At 41.0% G+C, this 14,912-nt stretch carries 12 protein-coding genes; 11 read left to right on the forward strand and 1 reads right to left on the reverse strand.

The genetic code is table 11. The annotated features are described in order from the left end of the window. Positions 1-5: 5 nt before the first annotated feature. The 11 genes from RYX56_RS17520 (at position 6) to RYX56_RS17565 (ending at position 13,000) form a co-directional block, all read left to right on the forward strand. Positions 6-854 carry a carbohydrate ABC transporter permease gene (locus RYX56_RS17520; protein WP_317123343.1) on the forward strand — a complete coding sequence of 283 codons (849 nt, stop codon included), beginning with the start codon at positions 6-8 and terminating at the stop codon, positions 852-854. Between the two features lie 31 nt (positions 855-885). After that, the gene (locus tag RYX56_RS25765; RefSeq protein ID WP_336623179.1) at positions 886-1,302 is read left to right on the forward strand and encodes a PfkB family carbohydrate kinase; all 417 of its coding nucleotides are present in this window, start codon (positions 886-888) and stop codon (positions 1,300-1,302) included. Next, positions 1,259-1,837 carry a PfkB family carbohydrate kinase gene (locus RYX56_RS25770; RefSeq protein WP_336623180.1) on the forward strand — a complete coding sequence of 193 codons (579 nt, stop codon included), beginning with the start codon at positions 1,259-1,261 and terminating at the stop codon, positions 1,835-1,837. The genes RYX56_RS25765 and RYX56_RS25770 overlap by 44 nt, the downstream gene beginning before the upstream one ends. Positions 1,838-1,852: 15 nt before the next feature. Continuing rightward, entirely contained in the window at positions 1,853-2,545 is a 693-nt protein-coding gene (locus RYX56_RS17530; protein WP_317123466.1) for a YesL family protein, read from the forward strand. Next, complete coding sequence (locus RYX56_RS17535; protein ID WP_317123344.1) at positions 2,532-4,049, forward strand: glycoside hydrolase family 32 protein; 1,518 nt, start codon at positions 2,532-2,534, stop codon at positions 4,047-4,049. Before RYX56_RS17530 ends, RYX56_RS17535 begins: the two co-directional genes overlap by 14 nt. Positions 4,050-4,176: 127 nt before the next feature. Continuing rightward, positions 4,177-9,723, forward strand: coding sequence for a GH32 C-terminal domain-containing protein (locus tag RYX56_RS17540; RefSeq protein ID WP_317123345.1), 5,547 nt, complete (start codon positions 4,177-4,179; stop codon positions 9,721-9,723). 566 nt (positions 9,724-10,289) lie between these two features. After that, positions 10,290-11,117 carry an SPL family radical SAM protein gene (locus tag RYX56_RS17545; RefSeq protein WP_317123346.1) on the forward strand — a complete coding sequence of 276 codons (828 nt, stop codon included), beginning with the start codon at positions 10,290-10,292 and terminating at the stop codon, positions 11,115-11,117. A 386-nt stretch (positions 11,118-11,503) separates the two neighbouring features. Beyond that, positions 11,504-11,869 (forward strand): YidH family protein, encoded by a 366-nt coding sequence (locus tag RYX56_RS17550; RefSeq protein WP_047973082.1) that lies wholly within the window; start codon positions 11,504-11,506, stop codon positions 11,867-11,869. A 276-nt stretch (positions 11,870-12,145) separates the two neighbouring features. Continuing rightward, complete coding sequence (locus RYX56_RS17555) at positions 12,146-12,451, forward strand: polysaccharide deacetylase family protein (RefSeq protein WP_317123347.1); 306 nt, start codon at positions 12,146-12,148, stop codon at positions 12,449-12,451. Between the two features lie 11 nt (positions 12,452-12,462). After that, the gene (locus RYX56_RS17560; protein ID WP_317123348.1) at positions 12,463-12,588 is read left to right on the forward strand and encodes a polysaccharide deacetylase family protein; all 126 of its coding nucleotides are present in this window, start codon (positions 12,463-12,465) and stop codon (positions 12,586-12,588) included. 46 nt (positions 12,589-12,634) lie between these two features. Then, positions 12,635-13,000: a rhodanese-like domain-containing protein gene (locus RYX56_RS17565; protein WP_317123349.1), complete on the forward strand. Its 366-nt coding sequence runs from the start codon at positions 12,635-12,637 to the stop codon at positions 12,998-13,000. 34 nt (positions 13,001-13,034) lie between these two features. Here RYX56_RS17565 and RYX56_RS17570 read toward each other — a convergent pair whose 3' ends face one another. After that, positions 13,035-14,663, reverse strand: coding sequence for a PAS domain S-box protein (locus tag RYX56_RS17570; RefSeq protein WP_317123350.1), 1,629 nt, complete (start codon positions 14,661-14,663; stop codon positions 13,035-13,037). Positions 14,664-14,912: the final 249 nt, after the last annotated feature.

Below are 14,912 nucleotides of genomic sequence, written 5' to 3' on the forward strand. Positions count from 1 at the left end.
CCGTCATGAGAAAAAGAAAGCTGATCAAAAATACGATGCTATACGTCTTTATGACGATCCTAGCGTTTCTCTTCTTATTTCCTCTTATTTGGATGCTGGTTTCTTCATTGAAAAATGAGTTTCAAATTTTCGAAGATATTGGTTCGATTAGGGCGTTTTTACCACCGGCAGCGCCAGAAGGAGGCTATTTTGCCAACTATATTGCGGCGTTTCAGCGGGTTGATTTGTTTCGTTATATGTTAAATAGCTTAGTTTATACAATCGGGATATTGTTTTGCGGGTTAGTTGTCAATTCGATGGCAGGTTATGCGTTAGCGCGATTTCATTTTCCGCTTCGTCATTTCTGGCTGGCTGTAATCATTGCGACATTGATTATTCCGCCTGAAAGTATTTTCCTCCCGCTTTATGTTCTCGTTTATAACCTTGGCTGGGTCAACACCTATACTGGTTTAATTGTTCCGTTTGTAGCCAATGCCTTTAGTATCTTTTTATTCAGACAGTTCTTTTTAGATTTTCCAAAGGAAATTGAGGAAGCGGCGAAGATTGACGGGTGTTCACAAATCGGCATCTTTTTTAAGATCATTGTACCGCTATCCAAGCCGATCTTTGCAACTGTTGCTATTTTCACGTTTATTAACCATTGGAATGATTTTTTATGGCCGTTAGTGGTCGCGACAGAGGATCGGATGAGAACGATTCAAATCGGGCTTCAGTATTTCATGAACCAGCCACCAATCCAATGGGGGCAGGTGATGGCTGCACTGACGGTCACTACGATTCCGATGTTATTAATTTTTATTTTCTTACAAAGATATTATATTCAAGGATTAACCCATACTGGTTCGAAAAACTAAGGTGTTCAAGACGTGATTGGAGTGACAGGGATTGGGAAAAGTCATTAGCATAGGAGAACTATTAATTGATTTTTTGCCAAAGGAAAAAGGAAAATCCTTAAAGGAAGTCGTGGATTTTGAAAAAGCAGCAGGCGGTGCTCCGGCGAATGTGGCGGCTGCAATTGCAAAGCTCGGAGGAAGGGCGAGCTTTATCGGGAAAGTCGGAAATGATGCTTTCGGTCATTTTCTTGAGAAGGAGCTGCGAAATGCGGGTGTGGATACTCGTTTTCTAGTAAAAAGTGATGTGTATAAAACGGCGCTTGCTTTTGTTTCCAATCAGGCAAACGGCGAAAGAGATTTTATGTTTTACCGAGATCGATCTGCTGACATGATGCTGACTGCGGACGAAATAGAGGAAGCATGGTTTGAGGAAGGAGATATTTTTCACTTCGGTATCGCTGATCGATAATCCAGTAAAAGAGGCGACGGCCCAAGCGTTTCGTATAGCTGAAGAAAAAGGGGCCATCATCAGTTTTGACCCGAATGTGCGGCTTCCCCTCTGGGATCATCCCGAAACAGAAAAAGAGAATATCCGTCGTTATTTCAACCGAGCGCACATTGTAAAAGTCAGTGAGGAAGAGCTTTTATTATTAACGGGTGTTGAAGAGGAACAAGAAGCCATCCTCACCCTGTTTAGCGGAGCGAATAAACTTGTCATCGTGACGAAAGGTTCGAAAGGTTCAAGTATTTATACTGCGGGCTCTATGTTTGAGGTAAAAGTAGTAAAGGTTGATGCGCAAGATACGACTGGAGCTGGAGATGCTTTTGTTGGCGGATTGTGGTATTTCTTGCAAAACGAATCGAAACGGATTGATCTAGAAGTCTTTTTATCGAATGTAACAAAGGTAGTAGAAATGGGGCAGTTTGCGGGTAAATGTGGGGCTATCACAACCACACGACGCAGGGCGATACCTGCCCTGCCCACTTTAAATGAGGTGAAGTAAAACGGGGTGATAACTATGCAAATAGGTGGAGTGGCAGGAGGGATATACAAAGTTTGTGACTGGTTGATGAAACTGGCCATTTTAAATCTCATATGGCTGCTGTTTGTTGTAATGGGTCTTGGTCTATTCGGGGTATTTCCAGCAACGGTTGCGATGCTATACGTTCTCAAATGCTGGGTTAGAACAGAAGAGTGCAAAACGTTTTCATATTTCGCTTCTGTCTATAAACAGTCCTTTGTAAAAGCCAATCTGTTGATGATCGCGACTGTCGCAGTTGGTGCAGTGTTGATGATAAATATGGTGATTGTTCAGGCAATGGAAGGTCTGCTGCGCGTGATTTTACAGTATGGAATGGTCTTTTTGTTTCTGCTTTACTGCATCGTGGCACTCTATATCATGCCGGTTTTTTCGCTTCGGCCTCAAGGGGTGCGGGCCACGATTAAGCGGGCTTTTATGGTCAGTTTTTTACATCCGGTTCGCACTGGAGGGTTTGTTGCCGGATTAGGCTTATTCTCTTTGGTGATTCGATCGATTCCAGGAATGATTCCGTTTTATGGAGCTAGTCTCATTGGGATGTTGACGATCTTGATGATCACTCCGATTCTAGATGAGAAAGAGGGAAAGAAAGATGGTCAAGAAGAGCATAGGCGGCAACGAGAGAGAGACGTTAAAAATGATATATGGGAGGTACGAAATGATACGACATGAAGAAGCTGTTAAGAAAGCAACAGCATCGATACATCAAATAAAGGAAGAGGTGGATACCAACCACTGGAGACCCCAATATCATGTAGCGGCACCTGCTTATTGGATTAATGATCCAAACGGATTTAGCTTCTACAACGGAGAGTACCATTTGTTTTATCAGCATCATCCATATTCGGCTCTTTGGGGACCGATGCATTGGGGACATGTGAAAAGCAAAGATTTAACGACGTGGGAGCATCTGCCGGTTGCGCTTGCGCCAAGTGAAGAGTATGACAAAGATGGTTGTTTTTCAGGCAGTGCGATTGAAAAAGATGGAAAGCTTTATCTGATGTACACAGGTCATATTTGGACAGGGGAGAACCATGATACGGATTTAGAGCAAGTCCAATGTCTGGCTGTCAGCGATGATGGTGTGAATTTTAAAAAGCTAGCGAATAACCCGGTTATTGGAGCAGCACCTGATGGGGATATTCATCCCAATCACATACGCGACCCGAAAGTATGGAAGCGCGGTGACGAGTATTATTGTGTCATAGGAAACAGAACAAAAGACGAGTCAGGGCAGGTTCTCCTGTACCGTTCTTCTAATTTACTAGAGTGGGAGTTTGTGAATGTGGCAGCAAAAGGAGAAGGGAACTTTGGATTTATGTGGGAGTGTCCTGATCTCTTTTACCTTGATGGCTGTGATGTCCTCGTAATGTCGCCGCAAGGGATGGAACCGGCTAATGATCTTTACCTTAATCTTCACCAGTCGGGGTATGTCATCGGCCAACTCGATTATGAAACAGGAAAGCTCGATCATGGCAGCTTCAAATTACTTGATTATGGCTTTGACTTCTATGCTCCGCAAACGACGATTGATAATCAAGGGCGGAGAGTAATGATCGCTTGGATGGCGATGTGGGAAAGTGAAATGCCTGAACAAGAATTTAATTGGGCAGGGGCGATGACACTGCCGCGGCAGTTGTTCATACAAGATGGGAAGATCATCTGCAAACCAATGCCAGAGGTGGAATCATTACGAAATGAGAAAACGGTGGTCTTTGAAAATGTTCTCATCGATGGCGAAAAAATACTCGATGGCGTCTCAGGTGATTGTCTTGAGCTCGATGTAACGTTTAATGCAAAAGAGTCCTCTATGTTTGGCTTGAAAGTACGGGTCAATAAAGAGCAAGGGGAAGAGACGGTTGTGCAATATGATGTGGAGGAAGGTTTTTTAACTCTTGACCGCAATAAGACGGGAAAAGGGTTAGATGGCATTCGGAAAGCTCCTGTTGAGTTGAAAAATCATGAGCTTCACTTGCGGATTTTTATCGATAAATCGTCGATTGAGGTGTTTATCAATGGCGGTGAGAAGGTCATGACCTCAAGGCTTTATCCAGGGCAGGCCTCTACAGGTATTGAGTTTTTTACAGATGGAACGGCTTTGATTAAGAAATTAAAAAAATGGGGCTTACGTAAAAGTATTGGCGAAGAGCTGGTACACTCAAGTGCTGCCGTTTAAACAATGCAAGCCTTAGTTTGGGATGGGACCGGACTAAGGCTGTCATATAGATTATTTAGAAAGCGCTTACAATAAAGAGTGGAAATAAAATGGTTTGGATTATAATTAAATTTAGGAGGAAGAGGATATGAGGGTAAGGAAGGTCCGAAAATCGATCCTATTGTTTCTAGTGTTTTTACTTGTTAGTCAGCCAGTTTTGCTGTATCCTGTTTCAGCTGAAGAAACAGAAACCCCTGAAAAGGAAGGAGCTGAAAATGCATTGCCTGAAGATTATTATGATGAAACGTTTCGGCCGCAGTTTCATTTCACACCTGAAAAAAACTGGATGAATGATCCAAATGGAATGGTGTATGTCGATGGAGAATATCATTTGTTTTATCAACATAACCCGACCGATAAAGTATGGGGGCCGATGTATTGGGGCCATGCGATTAGTTCAGACCTCGTGAATTGGGAGCATATGCCGATCGCACTGTACCCAGATGAAAATGGTTTTATTTGGTCAGGAAGTGCAGTGGTCGATGAGAACGATACAAGCAGATTTGGCGATGGTAGCGGGCCGCCGTTAGTCGCTGTCTTTTCATATGAATTTGGCCAAGACCAGCAAACAGTTGGTTTAGCCTACAGCAACGATAAAGGAAGAACATGGGAAAAGTATGAAGATAATCCTGTCATCGATATGCCGGAAGAAACGAAGGTGAGTCATGGCGGACACGGTGTCTTCAGAGACCCGAAAGTTTTTTGGGATGATGAGCAGAATGAGTGGGTTTTTGTCATTGCTAGCGGCAAACAAGTGGACTTCTATACCTCTCCCAATTTAAAGGACTGGACAAAGGCAGGCCGCTTTGAAAACCCAGCGGTAAATGGAGATCTCGGCATATGGGAATGCTCGGATCTGTTCAAGCTGCCGGTTGAAACAGAAAAAGGACTTCAGGAAAAATGGGTCCTATTAACGAGTGTGGAAAATGGACCGACAGGCGGGCAAGGAATGGGTTATTTTATCGGCGAGTTTGAAGGAGAGACCTTCATTCCAGATGAGGAAGAAATCAAGTGGTTCGACTATGGGGCTGACATGTATGCAGGTGTGACATGGAGCAACACCCCAAATGACCGTGCGATTTTGCTTGGATGGATGAGTCCGCCAAAGTATGCGGGTAATACCCCGACAGATCCGTGGAGAAGTGCGATGACACTGCCTCGAGAGCTTCGATTAGAATCAACGGAAGCGGGAATTCGTTTAGCACAGGCTCCTGTGACTGAATTAGAATCGCTGCGTGGAGAAAAAATGACCTGGACGAATGAGACTGTAGAAGGTACAAACGCTCTGTTATCTGAGATTGAAGGAGATACGTTAGAAATCATCGCAGAAATTGACCTTGAGCAATCGACAGCCAATGAGATCGGTTTTCATGTAAGAAAAAGTGATTCAGAGTATACCGCCATTGGCTATCAACAGGATCAGAAAGAAGTATATGTCGATCGAGGCCAATCAGGAATCATCGATTTCCACCCTGATTTCGCAGCTAAGCATACAGCTTCGTTAGAATCGAATAACGAGCCGCTCAAACTGCATATGTTTGTGGATCGTTCATCTGTAGAAGTGTTTATAAACGATGGTGAAGTCGTGTTTACGGAACAGATTTTCCCTGATCCAACCAGCAAAGGGATTGAATTATTTGCGGATAGCGGCACGATTCATCTGAAAAAATTTGAAATCTATCAAGTTGATCGAGCTCAATTTACACCGGGGTATCAAAATGAATTTAAACGAAGTTATGGCTATGATCCTAGTGAAATCGATGTCGAGAGTTTGCCGACAGACATTGAAAATGCTAGTTTTGAAACAGGTGACCTAACTGGCTGGATCACACATGGAAGTGCCTTTGATGGGGTGGTATCGGATGAAGCTCAATTTTGGGGCGGGCCGTTTCATCAAGAAGGCACATACCATGTGTGGGGATTTGCAGGCACCGAGCGTGATGACCGTTCTGACCTCCGTACTGGTGTGATGAAATCAAGCTTATTTAGGTTAGATGGAAATGGAACGATTAGCTTCCTCGTAGGGGGCGGCCAAGATGAAAACAATCTCTACGTTTCATTGGTGAAGGCCCAAACGGGAGAAGAGTTATTTAGAGCGACTGGACGTAATACAGAGCAGTATCGGAGAGTGTCTTGGAATGCGTCTGAATATCTAGGGGAAGCGGTATTTATTAAAGTAGTGGATCAGCACTCTGGCGGTTTTGGCCATATTAATGTCGATGATTTTCAAGTGCTTCATTCCAATGAAAGTGTCATCCCGAACGAGATAGAAAATCCAGGCTTTGAAACCGGGGATTTAACGGGTTGGACGGTATTAGAAGGAACGTATAATGATGATGATGTCACATCAGAAGTCGACTACTGGCATCCTGAACCGATTAATAAAGAAGGTGACTATCACCTTTGGGGGAAAGATGATAAGACGGCCAAAATCAAATCAAGCCACTTTGTTCTAGCTGGGACGGGGGAGATTACATTTTTAATTGGTGGAGGAAACGATCTTGAAAATCAATACGTTGCTCTAATGAGAGCGGCTGATGATCAAGAATTAATGCGTCAAACGAACGAGTGGTTTGATGATTCTGAGAATTACCACCGCGTCACTTGGGATGCCTCTGAGTACATTGGAGATGAGCTGTATTTGTTAATCGTAGATAACGATGATTCTGGCGGCTGGTCGCACATTAATGTCGATGATGTTAACGTCATGCATCATGGCCCTGTCTCCTATTGGCCTTTTGACGAAGGAGCAGGAAAGACGACCTTAGACCAAGTGAGTGAAACGAAAGACGATATTCACTATGTATTTAATGATGCGGTTGATAAGCCGTCTTCCGATCCGCTTTGGAGAGATGGGATTGTCGGCAGCGGGTTGTTGTTTGATGGCTATTCTACTTATATTGAAAGGAAAGCAAGTGAGTTTGCTAAAATCACCGATGCCCTTACCATTGAAGCTTGGGTAGCTCCAAGAGCCTATGAATGGGGAAATGAAGGCAAAAAGTCAATCATTGTAAACCAGCATGATATGAGCAAAAACGAAGGGTATGCGTTAGGAATGGGCCGACATGGAAGCTGGTCATTCGAGGTCGGCATGAACGGGGAATGGATGGAACTTTGGGCAGATCAAGATAAGCCGCTAGAAAAGTTTATATGGTCCCATATTGTCGCCACCTATGATAAAGAAAAGAGTGAGCTTAGATTGTATCTAAACGGCGAGGCGGCAGGAACGATGAAAACGCCGTTACATGCCAATATCACGCCGTCAAATGAGCCGCTGATCATCGGAAAGCATAATCATCCGGCCATTATTAATGGGACGTTTTCTGCAAACATGTTTAATGGCTTAATCGATGAAGTGAACATTCATAACGCTTCCTTCAGTGCGGAAAAGGTAAGCAAGATTTACAACAACTATGTGGAGACGTTTGAAAATGGCGAGCACCCAACCCCAAATATAGACATGGACCGTAGACGCTTTGATGGAGACCGGCATCGCCCACAGTATCATTTTATGTCACCTGAACATTGGATGAACGAGCCGCATGCGCCGTTTTATTTTAATGGCAAGTACCATATCTTCTATCAGCATAACCCGCAAGGACCCTACTGGAACCATATTCACTGGGGACACGCCGTTAGTGATGATATGGTCCACTGGAAAGATATGCCTGTTGCTCTAGCACCGGATGGAGGATCGGTAACACCGGATGGAGTCTGGTCAGGGGACGCGACGTTTGATCAAGATGGTCTGCCGGTTCTATTGTTTACCGCAGGTGATGATAGTAAAGTTCCCAACCAAATGACCGGTCTTGCCAAAAGTACATTTGCCAAAGACGGAGATGTTAACTTGCCAAAGTGGGAAATGTATGATGAGCCTGTAACCGTTCAAGCACCCAATTTACATGCTGATGAAGGGAAAGTATGGTACGGACAATTTAGAGACCCGTATGTGTGGCAAGAGGGGGATACATGGTATCAATTAGTCGGTTCTGGGATTCGAAATGGCGACAAAAGTGTAGGTGGAACCGCTCTTCTTTATACATCAACCGACTTGGAAAACTGGACATATGAAAAACCGTTTTTTGTCGGGGATTACGAGAACTATCCTGAAACCGGCCAAGTTTGGGAGTTGCCTGTATTCTTGCCGTTAAAAGATGAAGAAGGGCATGACACAGGCAAACATGTGTTATTCATCAATCCGTGGTATGAAAGCTACAGTCCGCACAACATCAAATATGTCTGGCATTGGATCGGAACGTGGAATAAGGAAACGTTAGAGTTTACTCCTGATCACACGGAGCCGAGAATCTTCGATAAGGCTGAGCACTTCACCGGTCCAAGCGGATTTGTCAATCACGATGGCCGTTCGATTTTGTTTAGCATTGCTCAAGGCAGACGCTCGGAGCAAGCGCAGCATGATGCAGGTTGGGCTCATAATGCCGGACTGCCATTAACCCTGACGCTTCGAGATGATAATCAACTTGGAATCGAACCAATTAAAGAGCTACAGGAGCTACGAGTGAAGCAATTAGCTTCATTTAAAAATAAGAAGATCTCAAAAGCAAATGAGCTCTTATCAGATGTTCAAGGAGATCTATTAGAGATTATGTTAGAAGTAGACAAAGGAAATTCGAGTGAATTTGGAATCAAAATTAGGCGCAGTGAAAATGGAGAAGAGGAAACGCTAATCTTTTATGACTATGAGAATTCGATGTATACGATTGATCGAAATAAGTCTAGTTTAGATCCCGATGTTCGCAAAGGAATTCAAGGAGATATTATGGAATTAGAAGACGAAAATTTGAAACTCCATATTTACTTAGACCGTTCAATGGTCGAAGCATATGCAAATAGCCATAAGAGTTTGACATCAAGAGTGTACCCGACTCGTTCTGATGCACTTGGATTAGAGTTATGGAGTGAAAAGGGAGAAGTGACAATTAAGTCAATGGAAGTATGGGAGCTAGGCTCTGCTTATGGCGAGACGGTCCCAGCTTATTGGCCTGATCCTGAAGTAGCTCCAGAATCGATTAACTTGCCTAATCATGATTTCCAAACAGGCGATCTAACGGGATGGATCACAAAAGGTAATGCGTTTACAGATGAACATATTACCGATCGTTACGATTGGGATTGGAGCGGTCCATTTAACCAAGCTCATACAGATATTGATGTGAACCATTATCATTATTGGGGTTTCCATCCGGATCAAGACGGAGACGGGGCAACTGGGGTCATGAAGTCGCAGAATTTTATCTTAGGTGGTAATGGCCAGATAGACTTCTTAGTAGCAGGAGGAAACATTCCAGAACAGCTTTATATTGCATTAGTGAGATCATCTGATGATGAATATCTCATGAAAGCGACTGGCCACAACTCGGAACAATATCGCCGAGTACGGTGGGATGCCTCCGAGTTTATTGGGGAAGACTTGTATTTGAAAGTGGTAGACCGAGCAACAGAAAGCTGGGGACATATCAACCTTGATAACGTAAATGTTCCAGTTGACCCAAGTACTCCATTTGATGTAACGGGCTTAGAAGAAAAGCAAGATGTAGAAAAAGGAAAAGAAAAAGGAAAAGAAAAAGGAAAAGAAAATCCAGGAAAGAGAAAGGGTTTTCAAAAAACAAACTAGAACGTATTCCATTCCGGTTTTGACATGATAAAAGGAGTTAGCAGCAAGCGAGCGGAATATAAAAATTAAGAAGAAAGCTGTACCTTGCTTTTATTAACGCGCAGCTTAGAATTAGACTGAGCTGCGTTTTTTATGGTGCCTGGTCGCTGCCTGAACCTTACAAGAAGGTATAGAGTCAATTGCTCGTATAATAACGAAGCAGGTTTGTTTGTGCAATAAAGCCCTCTTAGCTAATTCTAAAAGGGCTTTTCATTTTAAAAACTTATATAAGTCCGAGTGAACGGGGAATCTGCTTTTAGTGTTGGTGTCACCACTCCTATGCTTCAGGAATTTCATCAGCACTTAATTAATCATGAAGTCAACCTAGAGGATATAAAAGAAGACAACGGTCATGCTTACTTTTATATCTATGATCCGGATAGAAACCAGCTGCAGGTGCATTGGTAGCACTTATACATACTCTAAGACTCTGACGATGGTTAGGGTCTTTTTTTATATTGGCAGTTAATGATTGTAATTTGCAGTATAGGGAATAAGATGAAGACATAGAAAGTGAGGGATCTCAGTTGACTCGACACCACATTGCATACAAGGAACCGAAAAAAATATTAACAGCTGCTAGCGGATTTTTATATGGATATACGCATTCTCTTAACCCTTATACCGGCTGCTTATTTGGGTGTTCTTATTGTTATGTAAGACAGAGTCCCGTTGGCTTATTTAGAGGGGAAGAGTGGGGCGAGTGGGTTGATATTAAAAAAGGTATTCATGAAAAGTATATTCGTGAAATGAGAAACCTGCGAAGACGGGGGAAGGAAGTTACGATCTTTATGGCATCTGCTACAGATCCTTATCAATCGGTTGAGTATAAAGAAAAAATAACAAGGGCCCTGCTTGAAGCAATGGTAGAGATGCCGCCGGATTTTCTTTTTGTGCAGACACGGAGCCCGCTTGTCACACGAGACATTGATTTGTTTTTAAAGCTTAAAGATAAGCTGCGCATCAGTGTGACAGTGGAGACAGATCTAGATAAGGTACGTAAAAGCTTCTCACCACAAGCCCCTCCTATTCAAGCAAGGCTTAAAGCAATCGGCGAGCTTCAAAAAAACAGTCTGCCTGTGCAAGCTGCGGTAGCACCTGTACTCCCATTTTCAAAAGAATTTCCAGAAACGCTGGCTGCTCTTGTTAACCGAATTGTCATTGATGATTTCTATACAGGTGATGGCAGTAACGGTAAGAGAACCGAGAGACTTAAGATTAAAGAATTGTACTCGGAAGATGAGGCAGAGAGATGGTATGGAAAAAGGACACATGAATATGCCTACGAACAAATGAAAAAAGCTTTTTCAACAGAACAGATTTTATTTAGTAAAGAAGGATTTATGCCATTTTAACCATAGCTTTCTTAAAGCAACTGTAAAAGGTTGCTTCTCTTATTTTAATAGATAGTACCATATACCTATATGGGTATATGGTACTTTTTATATACAACTGAAATTAGATAATAAACTAATGAGTAAGGGGGCTTAGGTATGTCCAAACAAGAAAAAAACACATGTAACACTACACATTGAGGCATAACAAAGAGTAAGATAGACGGTGAGAAGCAACTAAAATCAAAACCACCTATATGACCGGCTGTTTACTTATGGTTCCTGGTAGGAGCTATCTTTGTTATTTACAATGTTGGGTTATATTTTATGGGGTTCTTTTAATACATGAATGAGCGCAGCCTCTTAATTAGATGTACATAAGAGGCTGTACTAGTTCGGAGGGTCTTATGAATCAAACGAATGAATCAAAATATATTCAGCAGCATTTGGCGAATGAACGAACATATTTAGCGTGGATTAGAACAGCCATTGCTATTATTGGAATAGGCTTTTTGGCAACGACACTGCATTTTAACACACCGTTGCACGAATATATGGATAATGCACTTGCAATGTTTATTAGTGGGTTTTCACTAGTCTTAGGACTTTTAACCATCATTTTAGCCACCTATATTTATTTTCGTAATCGAAAAACCATTAATACTCAAACTTTTCATTCGTCTTTTAAAATTATTGTTTATATGACTGTGGTCGTTTTTATGATTCTGATATTATTTATGGTATATTACTCCGTCTTATTATTAAATACGTAAACTGATACTTGGTACAGTATCAAAATGAGGTGTTATGATGACGGTCGTTTTATACTTAGGTTACTAGTAACCATGTACGTTCTATATAAAAGATATGTTGCTGTTTTTGGCTTGAATTGTAGTGAGCTTGAAAAAGTAATACAAAAAGATTACATTCTCCTACTCGATGTTCGTGACTTTCCAGTTGCCCATAAGTTAACTGTGGGAGGAACTATAAATATTCCATTAGCCTATTTAAAAAGATATTATGATCAGATTGAAGGGGAAACCTAGGCTATGTTTTTTTTCCAAACACGGCTGCTTCACCATAAGAGACCATTGGACCGCCTATTAGAAGAAGGGCATGTGATTGGCGCTCATACACATAGACATCCTAATCTTTCTACATTACAGGCAATTGATCAAAGAAGAGAAATTGAAACAAGTAAACGCCAAATCGAGAAGATTACTGGTCAAACAGTTAAGTATTTCAGACCGCCTTTTGGCCAGTTTAATGAAGACACGTTGAATGTCCGATCTGATCTAAAGTTGGTGATGTGGGATGTAGCTTCTTTTGATTGGCTGTTTAAAGAGAGACCCTAAGGATCGTTGAATTGGTTAAAAAACGTGTAAGAAACGGCTCGATTGTTCTTTTACACGAGCTTGAACAAACTTTACGTATTCTACCACTTTTAATTAAGGAGCTTAAAGAGGAAGGGTACTCATTTAAAGTATTATAATAATTGTACAGTAGATGAACCTGCTGAGAAAATAGGGGAAAGTAAGATGGAATTAGTTATTCAAGGAGTGTTTATTGCTTTTGTTGTTTGGTTTGTCGTGAAGCGTATCTTGCCGGCTCAAGGCGTTAAACAAATTACGACTGATCAATTAAAAGGCGAGTTAAATCGCAAGGATATACAACTCATTGATGTGAGAACACCGATGGAATATAAAGGTCGTAACATAAAGCAAGCGAAAAATATTCCACTTAACGAAATTAAGCAGCGTCACAATGAACTCTCTAAAGATAAAGAAATAATAGTCATTTGCCAAAGCGGGATGAGAAGTAATAAAGCATGTGGTACTTTAAAGAAATTAGGTTATTCACATGTAACCAATGTTAGAGGTGGAATGTCTGCTTGGAGAGGATAAGTAGGCCCAAAAAAGACTAGAGCACATAAGTGTTCTAGTCTTTTTTATTCAGTGGGAAGGTTATCGTCACGAGTGTACCTTTGCCAACTTCACTAACATATTTAATCTTACCTCCGTGAGCTTCTACAATTTTAAAGCTAACAGTTAGGCCTAAACCGGTTCCCTTTTCTTTTTCAGAATAGAAAGGTTCACCTAATCTTTTAATTCGCTCTTCACGGATCCCTTGGCCATTATCGTGAATATTTACTATAATGGATTCCTTTTGCTTTAAAACTCCGATTGCAATGTTGGTAGCATCGGCTTCAATTGAATTTTTAATGATATTTATAAAGAGTTGCTTTAATTGATTTGGCTCACAATCTAAGAGTAGTGGATTCTCTAACATAGTCAAATCTACAGTCACACCATGTAAGTTCATTTCGGATTCAAGCAAGGTTAGCACATCTTTTATTGAATCATTGATATTTTTTTTTGAAAAAGTAATTTCTTGTGGTCTAGATAAGACAAGCAATTCACTCACAATCGTATTAATGCGATCTAGTTCATCTATCATAATGTTATGAATGAAGTTTTCCTTTTGACTTTCAGATTGAAACATCTGCACGAACCCTTTTAAAGAGGTGAGAGGATTTCTAATTTCATGAGCAATCCCAGCAGCAAGTTCACCAATGACCGCAAGCTTTTCAGTCGTTTTTAATTTTTCTTCGGTTTCTAAGATTTGAGTAATATCATTAGCATAACCGATAATTCCAGTAATGTTACCGTCAATAATAATAGGAACTAAGGCAAAATGCACAACTACTTTCTTTCCTTGTTTATGACAAATATGAACTTCGTGATCCCGTTTTGCCGTTTTATCTTTCACAACTGCTCTAAATGATTGGTAAATACGTTCTCTATCTTGCTCACAAATGTATTGAAAGATTGGCTTGCCAATAGCTTCATGGTTTTGATAGTTGGTTAGCGGTTCGAATTTAGGATTTAGATCGGTGATTCCTCCACATAAGTCGACCAGAAAGACTAGTTCAGGATTGTATTTAAAAAGGGACTTATACTTTAGTTCGCTTTCTCTTAACTGCTGCTCTGCTTGTTTACGCTGCGTTATATCTCTACCGATCACGACTAACCCTTTTCGTTCATTATTTTGTTTAAATAAAGGGACCTTAATCGTATCAAATGTTTTTTCTGATCCATTAGGTAAGGGGATGACTTCTTCACAACGAGTCACTGTCCCTGTTTCCCACGTTTCTTCATCCGAATTCATACAATAATTGAGAGCATCTCGGTAAAAGTCTGTATATTGTGCGAGTTGGGCATCGGTTTTTCCTCGGTAATCGACACCTTCTAATTGAAAGAGCTTTAATCCAAAATCATTTGATTCGATCCAACGACCTTCTCCGTCTTTGAAGTTTACAAAGTCTACCATTGAATTAATGAGGGTGTTAAGTTTCTCTTTTTCATTTTTTAGGAGTTCTACTTCTTCTTTTTTGCCTAAGGCGTAGTAAATAAATAGGCCAGTTAAAATAACAAAGATAATACCTTTGAATTTTTGTATATTAAGGTAGGTGTCTAAATCTAATTGTAAGACTAAGTAGTCGGTGGCAACGATCCAGAGTACACCTAAAATAATATATAGAAACAACATCTTCTTTTTATAGTTCATGAAACAGTCGCCTTCTCTCTTTTCTTAGTAAAGACAAAAAAGCTTTTTGTATAGTCTATTAGACCTTAATCATACCGAGATAAGTTTTGAAAAACAATACTTTTTAGTTATCTATAGAAATCCATATTTTATGAAGAATGTTTCTATCTAACAATGAAATGATCATTTTTGTTTCTTAGATGAAGATGACTTAGCAGTAATTATCAATAAATCCTAAATTGATTCTTTCGATCCATTATCTATGCCCTA

Origin of the sequence: Alkalihalophilus lindianensis (genome assembly GCF_032843265.1) — a bacterium.
Lineage (GTDB): Bacteria > Bacillota > Bacilli > Bacillales > Bacillaceae_D > Alkalihalophilus > Alkalihalophilus lindianensis.